The organism is Dictyoglomus thermophilum H-6-12, from assembly GCF_000020965.1.
GTDB lineage: Bacteria > Dictyoglomota > Dictyoglomia > Dictyoglomales > Dictyoglomaceae > Dictyoglomus > Dictyoglomus thermophilum.
Genome location: NC_011297.1, coordinates 782,844 through 796,907 on the forward strand (window position 1 = coordinate 782,844; position 14,064 = coordinate 796,907).

Consider the following 14,064-nt stretch of genomic DNA (forward strand, 5'->3'; position numbering starts at 1 on the left):
GCGTTATTTAAGGTTCCTGCTTCCTGGTTTCACTAAGGGTATACCCTCCTTACATAGAGGACATTCTTCAGGCTGGTAAGTTTCTAAGTTTAATTGAATTAGAGAGTATAAAGGTTTATCAAAGATAGGTTTACCACCACTTCTATCTACAATACAAGAAAAGGCTACCACGTCACCCCCATACTCTTTTATTAAACTAGCCACTTCTAAAGCAGATCCACCTGTGGTTACTACATCTTCACATACCATAACCTTTTCTCCAGGTTTTACTGTAAATCCTCTTCTTAACTTCATTTTTCCTTCTTCTCTTTCTGCAAAAATCCCTCTTACTTTTAGAGCTCTTGCAAGCTCATAAGCGATAATTATCCCTCCTAAAGCAGGACCTACCACTAGATCTATTTTTAGATCTTTAGGGATTTTATTTGCTATTTCTTTTGCTATTTCTTCAGAAAGATCAGGATATTGAAGAATAAGGGCACATTGAAGATAGTTAGGACTATGAAGACCAGAGGAAAGCAGGAAGTGTCCCTCTAAAAAAGCTCCTTTTTCTTTAAATACTTCAAGCCAGTTCATAAATAACAACTCCTTTTTTGTCTTTAAAATATCACAATATCTTTTAATGGGTCAAGAAAACTTTTAATATGTTTGATTTTAAAACAAAAAACGATAGAAGTCTTTAGGATTTAATTCTTGAGAGTAAGGAAAAACATCATTCAAGAATTTTCTTACATCTACACATAGATGACATTTACCTACATACCCATCTTTAGATTCCTTAAATCCTAATTTTTGAGCATACTTTGACAATCCATAAGGGCCTTCCTCTACGAGAATCTTTATAAAGGGAAGTTTTTCTAGATCAAAATTTTTATAAAATTCCTCTAAATCTTCAATTTTTCCCAAAGAAACTCCTCCGCAAAAATAGGGAATATAATTTCCATATAAATCAAAATGGGCATGTTGGGACTCTAAAATCTCGAACTTACAATTTTCTTCCCTAAAAACCTCTGCAGGGTATCTAGGAAATAGATGTCCTAAATGAAAGCCTGATCTTCCTCCAGGGATTAGTGCATAGCCTTCCCAGAAGATATAGCCAGCCGCTTTTTCACCATAAATCTCTATCCATTTTTCTAAGGGTATAGGATTTTCTATATCTATTTTTGCAATTTTGGGTAAAAAATGCTCCATATAAACAATAACGTTTTCTTTCCCAAATACTTCTAATGCAACTTCAATGGCAAGAAGAGTTCTTTTTAAAGGAATTCTTTCTGTATGAAAGGGGGAACAACTAATAAATATTTTAGAAAGGCCTGCTGATTTTAAAAGATAGAACTTTTCATGTACATCTTCTCTATTTATACACCAGCTAGCGTTAGTTTCCACATAGCCAATGTATAGGTCAAGTTCTTTTGCTCTCTTTACTGCATGGAGAAGAAGTGGAAAGTTTAAGAATGGTTCTCCTCCAGCAAAATGAATTCCGTGAAATAAGATATTTTTATTACGAGGAGGATGATAGTTTTTCCAGACTTTTTTAATTTCCTTTAGTAATGAGTCTAAGTATTCTTGGTTCATAAAATCATTCCATTCAGGCCCTGATGCATATAAGCAGTGCCTGCATCTTGATGAACACTTATATGTAAGTATGATCCCTAAAGAGTCGATAGGAATAAGCATAGTTTAATAATAACATAATTTTTGTTATGATTATATAATATGATCCTCAATAAAAATAGGAGGGACTTCATAAGATGAAAATTCTTTGGGATAAACCTATAGATGTAAGTCTTTTAATTCGTGAAGATATGCTCTTTTGGCCTAACGATCCAAAGTTTCAAAGAGAATGGGTGGCAAGGATATCTGAAGGTAAGAATGCGAATCTTTCCAAATTAATTTTAGGATCTCATACAGGTACTCATATAGATGCACCCTATCATTTTCTCGATAATGGGAAAACTCTTGAAAAAATTGATATATTTAGATTCTATGGTTTTGCTAAGGTTTTTGAGATCAAAAATTCCGTTAAGATTCTTTTACAAGATATAGAGTCTCTGCCTATCGAAGAGGGGGATATTGTTCTTTTTAAAACTAAAAATTCTTCGCTCTTAAGAGAAAATGTCTTCCATGAGGATTACGTAGGTTTATCCTTAGAGGCTGCAAAATATTTGGTAGGTAAAAGGGTCAAAACTGTTGGAATAGATTATCTCTCCATAGGTCCAAGAGGAGATGAAGGAAGAGAGGTACATAGAACGCTCTTAAGGGAAGAAATAGGTATTATTGAGGGTTTAGATCTTTTAGAAGTAGAAGAGGGAAAATATTTTATGATAGCGCTTCCTTTAAAAGTGAAAGGGGGAGAAGGTTCTCCTGTAAGGGCGATTCTATTTCCTATAGAAGGATAGGTTGATACTTATGAAAGTGGCGGTTGTTCATGACTGGATTGTTAATATTGGTGGGGCAGAAAAAGTTCTAAAGGCAATTTTAGAGATTTTTCCTGATGCCGATGTTTATACTCTTGTATACCTGAAGAATACAGTTAAAAAGTTAGGAATAGAAAGCAAAATTTATCCCTCATTCATTAATGGACTTCCTTTTGCAAAAGAAAAATACTCATATTATTTACCTTTGATGCCTCTTGCTGTAGAACAATTTGATTTATCCCAATATGATCTTGTTATATCTAGCAGTCATTGTGTAGCAAAGGGAATATTGACTAAATCTTACCAGATTCATGTGTGTTATTGCCATACACCTATGAGATATATTTGGGATCTTTATTTTTCATATTTAAAGGATCAGAAATTAGAAAAAGGTATTAAAAATATTTTTGTTCGATTAGTATTCCATTATTTAAGAATGTGGGATGTTTTAAGCGCTAATAGGGTAGACTATTTTATCGCAAATTCTCAAAATGTGGCAGATAGAATTAAAAAGATATACCGGAGAGACCCTGTAGTCATATATCCTCCAGTAGATGTTGAGCTTTTTAGTCCTTCGGATAAGAAGGAAGATTATTTTATTGTGCTTTCACGTCTTGTTCCTTACAAGAAGGTGGATTTAGTAGTAGAGGTTTTTAATGATTTAAAGCTTCCTCTTTTGGTGATTGGAGATGGAGAAGATATGCAAAAGATTAAGAAGATGGCAAGAGAAAATATAAAGATTTTGGGATGGCAGGAGGATAGTGTAGTAAGAGAATATCTGTCTAAGGCTCAGGCTTTAATTTTTGCTTCTGAGGAGGATTTTGGTATTGTACCTGTAGAGGCGCAGGCTTGTGGTACTCCTGTTATAGCTTATAAAAGGGGTGGTGCCAAGGAAACAGTAATTGAAGGAGAGACTGGCATATTTTTTGAAGAACAGAATGGGGAAAGTTTGAAAGAGGCTGTTTTGAGATTTTTAAGAGAGAAAGATAGTTTCAAAAAAGAGAAACTTATTGAGAATGCTAAAAGATTCTCTAAGGAACGTTTTAAGATCGAGTTTAAATCCTATATAGAAGGGATAATAAAGTGAGAAAATTTATGATAAAATAACTAATGCTATGAGAGGGAAATTAACAATTCAAAAAAGAAATTTTATAATATTCTTTCTTGTTTTAGTACTGTTTTTTAATCCTATATTGGGATGGTCCGCTAAAACTCATCAAAAAATTGCCAAAGAAGCCCTATATTCTTTACCAAAGGAATATCAAAGAAAGCTTTCTCCTTACTTAGATGAACTTCTAGAGGGCAGTGTTGCTCCAGATAGGATATATAAAGATTTCAATAATCACGTATTTCATGTGCATGGGGATAAGGGTAAGGGCCCAGAAGAAGTGAGGGAGAAATATTTAGAGATAATTAGTTTGATTCAGGAAGGAAAATCTTGGAGGCTCGTTGCTTTTCAATTGGGAGTTCTTTCTCATTATATTGCTGATTTGAATAATCCACTCCACACTGATTCCAGTAAGAGAGAGGACGAGTTTCATAGTAAGTATGAAAAAGATGCTGACGTTATAAATCCTAAGATTAAATCAGAATTGATTTACATTAAATATCCTGCAAGTTATATTCTAGACTCTATATTTAGTGCAAATCGCTTTTATAAGGATATAGAGAAGGCTTATTTAAGTGGAGATAAATTTAGAGACGTATCAAAAATAACTCAAGAACAGATAGACAAGGCAGCTTTAGATACTGCTTCATATTTTTATAGTGCCCTCACAAGAGGTAGTAGGGGTACAAGTTTGATAGATTTGATTTATGATTTAATTGACTACTTTCTCTATATTATAAAGGTTAGTCTTAAAATTTAAGATTAGGAGGAGATCTCTATGAGAATTGCCATAATTGGTGGGACAGGAGTTTATGATCCTAAATTTTTAGAAAATCCTGAAGAAATAAAAGTTTCAACTCCTTACGGAGAAGTAAAGCTTTTGAAAGGAATATATCAAGGAGAAGAAGTTGGCTTCTTGGCGAGACATGGATCAGGTCATACGGTGCCACCTCATAGAATAAACTATAAGGCGAATATGTGGGCTCTGAAAAGTCTTGGGGTAGAAAGGATATTATCAACTACTGCAGTGGGAAGTCTAAAACTTAATTTGGCTCCTGGTGATTTGGTAATTCTTGATCAGTTTATTGACTTTACAAAGGGTAGAATTCACACATTTTATGATGGTGACGATGATAAGGTGGTACATATAGATTTCACAACTCCTTATTGTCCTGAATTGAGAAGCATTTTATATGAAACCTCAAAAGAGCTTGGTATTAAGGTTCATCCTTTTGGTACTTATATATGTACCGAAGGTCCTCGTTTTGAAACACCTGCAGAGATCAAAATGTATTCTTTTTTTGGTGACGTAGTGGGTATGACTAAAGTGCCCGAGGTAGTTCTTGCAAGAGAGCTTGAGATGTGTTATGCTTCTGTTTCTATTGTGACTAATTATGCTGCTGGTATATCGCAGGCACCTTTGACTTATAGTGAAGTACTAGAAGTTATGGCACAAAATATTGAAAAGGTAAGAAAACTATTTGCCATGGTTATTCCTCGGATTCCTAAAGAGCGAAGATGTACATGTAAAGATGCACTAAAAGAATATAGAGATAAGGGAGTATTATGAGACCAATTGAGTGGAAAAATAATATTTTATATATCTTAGATCAAACAAAACTTCCTTGGAAGGAAGACTATGTTCTCTGTTTTAAGTATCAACAAGTTATAGATGCAATTAAAAAGATGAAGGTTAGGGGTGCTCCAATAATTGGAGTTGTGGCAGCTTATGGTATTGCATTGGCTGCTATAAAATACACTGGTTCGAATTTAGTAGATTATGTTCATGAAGTAATGGGAGAATTTGCAGTATCAAGACCTACAGCAGTAAATCTTTTCTTTGCTATTGAGAGAATGGCAAATGTGGTTAATACTAATAGAAATTTGTCTCCCTCTGAGTTGAAAATCTTACTTTTAGAAGAGGCTAAAAAGATAGAGGAAGAAGAAAGAGAAAAATCCATAGCAATCTCAAATTTTGGGATTGAGATATTACCAGACAATGCAAAAGTTCTTACTCATTGTAATACGGGAAGTCTTGCAACAATTGGACCTGGTACAGCTCTTGGAGTTATTAAAGAAGGGTGGAGAAAGGGTAAGATATCTCATGTATATTTCACTGAGACAAGACCTCTTCTTCAAGGTGCAAGACTTACAGGTTGGGAGCTTGCTAAAGAAAATATTCCTGCGACAATGATAACTGATAATATGGTAGGTTATGTTTTATCTAAAAAGCTTGTGGATTTGGTAATTGTAGGAGCTGATAGAATTACCTTAAGGGGAGATGTGGCGAATAAAATAGGGACCTACTCTATTGCTATTCTTGCTCACTATCATAATATTCCCTTCTACGTTGCTGCACCGGTTTCTAGTTTTGATTTCAATCTTGAAGAAGGGATGGAAATCCCCATTGAAGAAAGAGATTCAGAAGAAGTTTTGTCTTTTGCAAATAAGAAAATAACTGCTGAAGGCATTTTAGCCTTAAATCCTGCCTTTGATGTTACACCAGCCGAATTAATTTCAGGTATTATTACTGATAAAGGTATAATTTATCCTCCACTAAAAGAGAATATTAAAAAATTGAAGGAGGAACTTAGATTATGAGAATTTTGATTGAGGATGTTAATATCCTGATAGATGATAAAATTGTTGAAAATAAAAATATTCTCATTGAAAATGACATTATAAAACAGATTTCAGATAGCAAAAGTTTTGAAAGAATAGATTACATTATTGATGGAAAGAATAAAATAGCTTTACCTGGACTTGTTAATACTCATACTCATCTTGCTATGACCCTTTTTAGAGGATTTGCAGATGATCTTCCCCTTGAAGAATGGCTTGAGGAGAAAATTTGGCCTCAAGAGGCAAAGCTCACTGCCGATGATGTATACTGGGGTAGCCTTTTAGGTATATGTGAAATGATTAGGGGAGGGACTATTGCTTTTTCAGATATGTATTTCTTTATGGATGAGATGGCAAAAGCTGTAGCTGAAAGTGGAATAAAGGCCTCTTTGTCTGTTGGTATGATAGGTATAGCAGGTGATGAAAATGAAACATTGAATAGAGGGGTAAGTTTTGCTAAAAATTGGCATAATGCTGAAGATGGTAGGATTAGAGTAATGCTTGGACCGCACGCTCCTTATACTTGTCCTCCTTCTTTCTTGGAAAAAGTTATAGATAAAGCTATTGAGATGAGTTTAGGTATTCATACTCATCTTTCGGAGACTTATCTTGAGGTAGAAAATATAAAAAACATGTATGGATTAACTCCTATAAGACTTATGGATAGGGTTGGACTTTTTAATGTTCCTGTCCTTGCAGCTCATTGTGTCTTTGTGGATGATGAGGAAATAGAAATACTTTCTGAGAAAGGAGTAGGGGTGGCTCATAATCCTCAAAGTAATCTGAAGCTTGCATCAGGGGTTGCTCCTGTAAAAAAAATGTTGGAAAAAGGAGTAAAAGTAGGTCTTGGAACTGATGGGCCTGCTAGTAATAATAATTTAGATATGTGGGAAGAAATCAGATTAGTTGCTACGTTGCATAAAGGAGTAGAGAGAGATCCTATTTGTGTTCCTGCAAGGGATGCTTTAATTATGGCCACCAAAAATGGTATGGAGATTTTGGGGTTTGAGAATTCTGGGATTATTAAGGAAGGATATAAGGCGGATTTAATCCTTGTAGATGTTAATAAACCCCATTTTTATCCCAGGCATAATCTTGTTTCTCATTTAGTTTATTCTGCTTCTTCTTCGGATGTGGATACTGTAATAGTAGATGGTAGAATTTTGATGGAGAAAAGAGAATTAAAAACTCTCGATGAAGAGAAGATTATGTATGAGGCAGAAAAGAGAGCTTTTGAATTAATAAAAAAAAGTTAGGAGGATAGAGCTATGTCAGCTCCTTGGGTTTATATTGAGGATATACCAAAGATTCAAGAGGGAGAAATTGAGGTAAGAGGTTGGCTTTTCAACAAAAGATCTAGTGGCAAAATTGTTTTTCTTATAATAAGAGATGGTACAGGTTATATTCAAGGTGTGGCTACTTTAGACAATTTTACTCAGGACCAGTTAGAGAGTTTAGAAAAAATACCTATTGAATCTTCCTTGATTGTGGTTGGAGATTTGAAGAAAGAGCCTAGAGCTCCTGGTGGATATGAATTATTGCTTAAGAGTGTTAATGTGGTTTCTTATTCCGAGGAGTATCCTATTCAAAAAAAGGATCATTCTATAGATTTTCTTCTTGAAAGAAGACATCTTTGGATTAGGTCTCGTAAGCAGAATGCTATTTTAAGAATAAGGAGCGAAGTAGTTAAGGCTATTAGAGATTTTTTAGATGAAAAAGGATTTGTTTTAATAGATGCTCCCATACTTACTCCCTCTGCTTGTGAGGGTACTACTACTTTGTTTGAACTTGACTATTTTGATCTTGGTAAGGCATATCTTTCTCAAAGTGGGCAGTTATATATGGAAGCAGCTTGTATGGCCTTTGGAAAAGTATACTGCTTTGGGCCTGCTTTCAGGGCTGAGAAATCAAAGACAAGAAGACATTTGACTGAGTTTTGGATGGTAGAACCTGAAATGGCTTTTTGGGATTGGCAAGATAATATGAGACTTCAAGAAGAATTGGTAAGTTATATAGTGCAAAGAGTTTTAGAAAAAAGAAAAAGAGAACTAGAGATTTTAGAGAGGGATACGAAACCTCTTGAAAAAGTTGTCCCTCCTTTCCCAAGAATAACCTATAGAGAAGCTATAGAAATTCTTAAGCGGAATGGACAAAATGTAGAGTATGGGGATGATTTTGGAGGTGATGAAGAAACCATAATATCAAGCCAATTTGATAGGCCTGTATTTATTCATCATTATCCTGCTAAGATAAAGCCCTTTTATATGCAACCAGATCCAGAGAATCCTGAGGAAGTTTTGAATAACGACTTATTAGCTCCTGAGGGTTATGGAGAAATAATTGGAGGTAGTCAGAGAATTCATGACTTAAAACTTTTGGAGAAAAAATTGGAAGAATATAACTTGCCCAAAGAAGCTTTTGAATGGTATTTAGATTTAAGGAGATACGGTAGTGTTCCTCATTCAGGATTTGGTCTTGGAATTGAGAGAACTGTAGCTTGGATATGTGGGTTAAAACATGTAAGAGAAGCAATTCCTTTCCCACGAATGATATACAGAATCTATCCTTAAAGGTTTAAGAGAGTTTATTTAAGTTGACATTATTAAACATTATAGTTATACTTGAATTACTAAGAACAGGGATGTTCTCAAGGAGAGCATCCCTGTTTTTTATTAAATACATACTTTAGGGAGGTGAAGGGATGAAGCGTTTTGTTAAAATTTTGATCATAGCTCTGGTAATCTTTTCTCTTTTTGTTCTTCCACTACAAGCTGCAGGTACAATTAAGATCGGAGGAATATTCCCAATTACAGGACCAGTTGCAACTTTTGGCATTTCCTGTGCTAATGGAGCTAAAATGGCTGTAGAGGAGGCAAACGCTAAAGGAGGAGTATTAGGAAGCAAGATAGAACTTATTATTGAAGACGATCAGTATAAGCTTGAAGAAGCAGCAAACGCAGCAAGGAAGTTAATAGAGAGAGATAAAGTTGTGGCTATCGTTGGTGGTGTCACAAGTTCTGAGGCTCTCACTATTGGTCCAATAGCTCAAAGTTCTAAGGTTGTGCTTGTAACAGGTACTGCTACAAACCCTAAGGTTACTCAGGTAGGAGATTTTATTTTCAGAGTCTGCTTCTTAGATGATTTCCAAGGTGAAGTAATGGCTAATTTTGCTTATAAAAACTTAAAGGCAAAAACAGCAGCAGTACTTACTGCTGTAACTAGTGACTATAGTAAAGGACTTGCTGATGCTTTTAAGAAAAAATTTACTGCTATTGGTGGAAAGATTGTAGCAGATGAATCTTATTCTGAAGGAGATACTGATTTTAGGGCTCAGCTTACCAAGATTAAAGCTTTGAAACCTGATTTTGTTTTTGTGCCGGGATATTATTCTGATGTGGCTCCTATTTTGAACCAGGCAAGAGAGCTCGGTATTACAGTACCCTTTGGTGGTGGTGATGGTTGGGATTCTCCAGAGCTTTTAAAACAAGCAGCAAAAGCAGCTGAAGGATGTTTCTATTCTAACCATTTCACTCCTGATGCAAAAGATCTTTTGGTTCAAACTTTTGTGAAGAATTACACCAAAAAGTACGGAATGGCTCCAGATGCTCTTGCAGCACTGAAGTATGATGCTATGAAGTTCTTATTGGAAGGTATCAAGAAGGCAGGAAGTGCTGATCCTGTAAAGATTAAAGAAGCTTTAGCCTCTATGAAGACTTTCAGAGGCGTAACTGGAAGTATGACCTTTGATGCTAATAGGAATCCTATTAAGAGTGCATTTATACTCCAGATTAAGGATGGGAAGGTAGTCTACTACACTACTGTGAAACCTTAGTATATATTTTCTCTAGGGGGGATGGAAATATCCCCCCTCTTTTTGTATAATTTTTGGATATAAGAAGGGCTGAATATATTATGCTTGAGAACATATTACAACAAATTATAAATGGTATATCTTTGGGTAGTATATATGCTCTAATAGCCTTAGGTTACACTATGGTATATGGAATACTAAGGCTGATAAATTTTGCTCATGGAGATATCTATATGCTTGGGGCTTTTATTGGGTTCTTTGCCCTTGGAAGCTGGGATATGCCTTTTGCTATTGGTTTGATTGTTGCTATGTTGTTAACTGCGATCATTGGTATTTTAGTAGAAAAATTAGCTTATAAACCTTTAAGAAATGCACCAAGAATTTCTCTTTTGATAACTGCAATAGGAGTATCTTTTCTGCTCGAAAACATTATGGTTCTTTTAGTAGGAGCAACACCAAGGGCTTTTCCTCAGAAAATTCCCACAGAAGTTTATCTTATAGGCAATATTATCGTTACAAATAAGCAGATCATTATTCTTTCTGTCTCTATTTTTCTTATGCTATTTTTACAGTTTGTTGTTAACAAGACTAAAATTGGTAGAGCTATGAGGGCTGTTTCTCAAGATAAGGAAATGGCGCAAATGCTTGGTGTAAACATAGATAATGTGATAAGTTTTACCTTTGCTTTAGGGTCTGCTCTTGCTGCTGCAGGTGGGGTTTTGGTAGGAATGTATTTTAATAAGATTGAACCTTATATGGGGATTATGCCAGGATTAAAGGCTTTTGTGGCTGCGGTTTTAGGTGGTATTGGAATTATTCCAGGGGCTATGCTTGGAGGATTTATAATGGGAATTGCTGAGGTTTTGGTGTCAGCTTTTATATCTTCTACCATAAGAGATGCAATTGCTTTTATAATATTGATTGTTATACTTTTAGTTAAGCCTACAGGAATATTAGGAAAGTATATGAGGGAAAAAGTATAATGAGAAAGAATGTTTTTATCATAATTGTACTTATATTATTGCTTATCCTTGCTAAGTTTAGTCAAGGACTTAACCCTTATTTTTATCAAGTACTCATTTTTTGGGGAATTAATTCTATACTCGCTATGAGCTTGAACCTTATTAATGGTTTTACGGGACAGTTCTCCATAGGACATGCAGGTTTTATGGCAGCAGGTGGATATTTATCGGCTGCCTTAACGGTTTATCATGGGGATAAGATTATAAAACTTCTGAGTTTTATGCCAGAAAGTATTAGTAAAAATATAGTTTTCTTTATTTTTCTTATTATCGGGGGGCTTTTTTCGGCATTATTAGGAGTAATAATTGGAATTCCTACTTTAAGATTAAAAGGAGATTATCTTGCTATTGCGACTTTAGGATTTGGAGAGATAATAAGGGTAATAATCTATAATATGGATGTGGTGGGAGGAGCAAGAGGATTTCCAGGTATTCCTCAGCTTACTAATAGTGTTTGGGTGATGTTTTGGGCTTTTATTTGCTTTATTACTCTATATAGGATTATAAATTCCTCTCATGGTCGTGCCATAATCTCTATTAGAGAGGATGAAACTGCATCTGAAGCAATGGGAGTAAATACAACATATTATAAGGTTCTTGCCTTTTCTATAGGTGCATTTTTTGCTGGCATAGCAGGAGGACTTTTTGGACATTATTTAATGCTTCTTCATCCTGCGAGTTTTACCTTTATGAGGTCAGTAGAGGTTTTACTCATGATAGTTCTTGGAGGCCTTGGAAGTTTAACAGGCTCTATTATAGGAGCCTTTGTTTTGACCGTTCTTCCCGAAGCTCTAAGAGGTTTTTCTGGACTAAGACTGGTTATCTATTCTTTGACTTTGATCATCTTGATGCTTATTAGACCAACGGGTCTTATGGGAAATAGAGAAATATCTTTTGGAAATATTATGAGTATTGTAAAAAAACTGAATAGAAGGACAGGGAATATAAAATGAAGGTTCTTGAGGTAAAAAATCTTTCTTGTGCCTTTGGTGGATTAATGGCAGTATCAGATTTATCTTTTGATCTTTATAAGAATGAGATATTAGGAATCATAGGCCCAAATGGTGCGGGAAAGACCACAGTTTTTAACTTGATAACTGGTTTTTATCTTCCTCTAAAAGGAGAGATAATATTTAACGGCAAAAATATAGTTGGTTTGAAACCTTATCAGATTACTAGGTTAGGTATTGCAAGAACTTTCCAAAATCCTAGATTGTTTAAGAAACTCTCTGTGATAGAGAATGTAATGATAGCTATGCATAAAGTGTATAATGCTCATCTTTCCGATGCTCTCTTTCTAAATAAAAGGTATTATAAGGAAGAAAGTCTTCAGAGAGAGAAAGCAGAGGAAATTCTTGACTTTTTTGGACTATATAGAAGAAAGGATGACTTTGCAGAAAATCTGCCCTATGGCGAGCAGAGAAAACTGGAAATTGCAAGGGCATTAGCGACAAATCCTTCCCTTCTCCTTCTCGATGAGCCTGCTGCAGGGATGAATTTAAATGAGTCTTTAGAGTTGGTAGATTTGATAGCAACTATTAGAGATAAATTTGGAGTGACTATTTTGTTGATAGAGCATCATATGGAAGTGGTTATGAATATATGTAAAAGGATTATTGTTTTAGACTTTGGTATGAAGATAGCAGAGGGAGATCCTGAAAAAGTAAGAAATGATCCTCGTGTAATTGAGGCTTATTTAGGTAAGGAGGTAAAAGGTGTTATCCATTAGAGATCTTCATGTTTATTATGGTGGGATAAAAGCTCTTCAGGGAATAGATATCGATGTAAAAGAGGGAGAGGTTGTAGCTCTTATAGGAGCAAATGGTGCAGGAAAAACTACAACCTTGAGATCTATATTTCGCCTTACCCCCATTGTAAAGGGAGATATTTTCTTTTATGAGATAAATTTAACTAAAATTCCAACTCATAGGATAGCATCTCTTGGAATAGCTCATGTACCTGAAGGAAGAAGAGTTTTTCCTGATATGACCGTTAAGGAAAATTTGGAAATGGGTGCTTTTTTGGTAAAGGATAAAACTACGATAAAAAATAATTTTGACTTTGTATATTCCTTATTTCCAAGGCTTAAAGAAAGAGAAAAGCAACTTGCTGGGACATTGAGTGGTGGCGAGCAACAGATGCTTGCTATAGGAAGGGCATTGATGTCTAACGCAAGGCTTTTACTTTTAGATGAGCCTTCGATGGGACTTGCTCCTCTTCTTGTTCAAGAAATCTTTTCGGTTTTAAGGAAAATAAATGAGGAAAAAAGAACTTTACTTTTAGTTGAGCAAAATGCTAATATGGCTTTTTCAATAGCTCATAGGGTTTATGTTATGGAAACTGGTAGAATAGTGCTTTCTGGTACTACGCAAGAAGTTGCTAGTAATGATGCTATTAAGAAGGCTTATTTAGGAGGTTGATTTAAAATGCTTGTTAGAATGAGAATGACGAGGAATCCTATAAGTGTTTCTCCAGATACCTCTATATTAGAAGCTTGGAAAATTATGCAAAATTCTCAGATAAGAAGATTACTTGTTAGGGATAAAGGAAAGCTTGTAGGCATTGTGACAGAAAGAGATTTAAGGTCGGTTTCTCCATCTCAAGCTACGTCTTTAAGTATTTTTGAGATAAATTACCTTTTAGAAAAATTGAAAGTAAAAGATGCCATGACTCCCAATCCCATCACTGTAGATGCTGATGCTCCTATTGAAGAGGCAGCTTTAATAATGAGAGATAACAAGATAAGTGCTTTACCTGTTATTGAAAATGGGGAAGTGGTTGGAATAATAACTGAAAGCGATATTTTCAGGGCTTTTATTGAAATGTTAGGTGATGGGAAGAAGGGATTAAGATACACTTTAAGAATAAAAAATACTCCTGGAGAGATTGCCCATATTGTGGATCTTATAGCAAAGGAAAACATAAATATAATGAGTATGGCAACTTTTCCTGCAGAAGATACGGAAGAGTATGGCTATTTGGTGCTTCGTTTAGAAACAGAGAATCTTACCTTTGTAAATGAGATATTCAGAAAAAATAATATAACAGTAGTACATATACGCAAAATTTAATAAATTTTTAAACCTT

15 protein-coding genes are annotated in these 14,064 nt (G+C 34.9%); 13 read left to right on the forward strand and 2 right to left on the reverse strand.

What is annotated here, in order from left to right; translation table 11 throughout:
- Positions 1-3: 3 nt before the first annotated feature.
- On the reverse strand, positions 4-573 hold the full coding sequence (pyrE, locus tag DICTH_RS03710; RefSeq protein ID WP_012548416.1) for an orotate phosphoribosyltransferase: 570 nt from the start codon (positions 571-573) through the stop codon (positions 4-6).
- Between the two features lie 78 nt (positions 574-651).
- Positions 652-1,674 (reverse strand): radical SAM protein, encoded by a 1,023-nt coding sequence (locus DICTH_RS03715; protein ID WP_041723205.1) that lies wholly within the window; start codon positions 1,672-1,674, stop codon positions 652-654.
- A 74-nt stretch (positions 1,675-1,748) separates the two neighbouring features.
- On the opposite strand from DICTH_RS03715, the gene DICTH_RS03720 reads away from it, so the two are divergent.
- From DICTH_RS03720 to DICTH_RS03780, 13 genes are all read left to right on the forward strand, one after another.
- The gene (locus DICTH_RS03720; RefSeq protein ID WP_012547669.1) at positions 1,749-2,396 is read left to right on the forward strand and encodes a cyclase family protein; all 648 of its coding nucleotides are present in this window, start codon (positions 1,749-1,751) and stop codon (positions 2,394-2,396) included.
- 10 nt (positions 2,397-2,406) lie between these two features.
- Complete coding sequence (locus DICTH_RS03725) at positions 2,407-3,501, forward strand: glycosyltransferase family 4 protein (RefSeq protein ID WP_041723533.1); 1,095 nt, start codon at positions 2,407-2,409, stop codon at positions 3,499-3,501.
- A 28-nt stretch (positions 3,502-3,529) separates the two neighbouring features.
- A complete protein-coding gene (locus DICTH_RS03730; protein ID WP_012547736.1) occupies positions 3,530-4,282 on the forward strand; it encodes a zinc dependent phospholipase C family protein in 753 nt (250 codons plus the stop codon).
- Between the two features lie 18 nt (positions 4,283-4,300).
- Positions 4,301-5,092: an S-methyl-5'-thioadenosine phosphorylase gene (gene mtnP / locus DICTH_RS03735; RefSeq protein WP_012547609.1), complete on the forward strand. Its 792-nt coding sequence runs from the start codon at positions 4,301-4,303 to the stop codon at positions 5,090-5,092.
- A complete protein-coding gene (gene mtnA / locus DICTH_RS03740) occupies positions 5,089-6,123 on the forward strand; it encodes an S-methyl-5-thioribose-1-phosphate isomerase (RefSeq protein WP_012547114.1) in 1,035 nt (344 codons plus the stop codon). The genes mtnP and mtnA overlap by 4 nt, the downstream gene beginning before the upstream one ends.
- Positions 6,120-7,400 carry an amidohydrolase gene (locus tag DICTH_RS03745; protein ID WP_012547897.1) on the forward strand — a complete coding sequence of 427 codons (1,281 nt, stop codon included), beginning with the start codon at positions 6,120-6,122 and terminating at the stop codon, positions 7,398-7,400. Before mtnA ends, DICTH_RS03745 begins: the two co-directional genes overlap by 4 nt.
- A gap of 12 nt (positions 7,401-7,412) precedes the next feature.
- Positions 7,413-8,714 carry an asparagine--tRNA ligase gene (gene asnS, locus DICTH_RS03750; protein ID WP_012548243.1) on the forward strand — a complete coding sequence of 434 codons (1,302 nt, stop codon included), beginning with the start codon at positions 7,413-7,415 and terminating at the stop codon, positions 8,712-8,714.
- Positions 8,715-8,845: 131 nt separating this feature from the next.
- On the forward strand, positions 8,846-9,976 hold the full coding sequence (locus DICTH_RS03755) for an ABC transporter substrate-binding protein (protein WP_012547564.1): 1,131 nt from the start codon (positions 8,846-8,848) through the stop codon (positions 9,974-9,976).
- A gap of 80 nt (positions 9,977-10,056) precedes the next feature.
- Positions 10,057-10,938 carry a branched-chain amino acid ABC transporter permease gene (locus tag DICTH_RS03760; protein WP_012548462.1) on the forward strand — a complete coding sequence of 294 codons (882 nt, stop codon included), beginning with the start codon at positions 10,057-10,059 and terminating at the stop codon, positions 10,936-10,938.
- A complete protein-coding gene (locus DICTH_RS03765; RefSeq protein ID WP_012547828.1) occupies positions 10,938-11,930 on the forward strand; it encodes a branched-chain amino acid ABC transporter permease in 993 nt (330 codons plus the stop codon). The genes DICTH_RS03760 and DICTH_RS03765 overlap by 1 nt, the downstream gene beginning before the upstream one ends.
- Positions 11,927-12,706: an ABC transporter ATP-binding protein gene (locus DICTH_RS03770; protein WP_012547712.1), complete on the forward strand. Its 780-nt coding sequence runs from the start codon at positions 11,927-11,929 to the stop codon at positions 12,704-12,706. Before DICTH_RS03765 ends, DICTH_RS03770 begins: the two co-directional genes overlap by 4 nt.
- A complete protein-coding gene (locus DICTH_RS03775; RefSeq protein ID WP_012547107.1) occupies positions 12,693-13,397 on the forward strand; it encodes an ABC transporter ATP-binding protein in 705 nt (234 codons plus the stop codon). The genes DICTH_RS03770 and DICTH_RS03775 overlap by 14 nt, the downstream gene beginning before the upstream one ends.
- A 6-nt stretch (positions 13,398-13,403) precedes the next feature.
- Positions 13,404-14,048 (forward strand): CBS and ACT domain-containing protein, encoded by a 645-nt coding sequence (locus tag DICTH_RS03780; RefSeq protein ID WP_012548223.1) that lies wholly within the window; start codon positions 13,404-13,406, stop codon positions 14,046-14,048.
- Positions 14,049-14,064 lie beyond the last annotated feature (16 nt).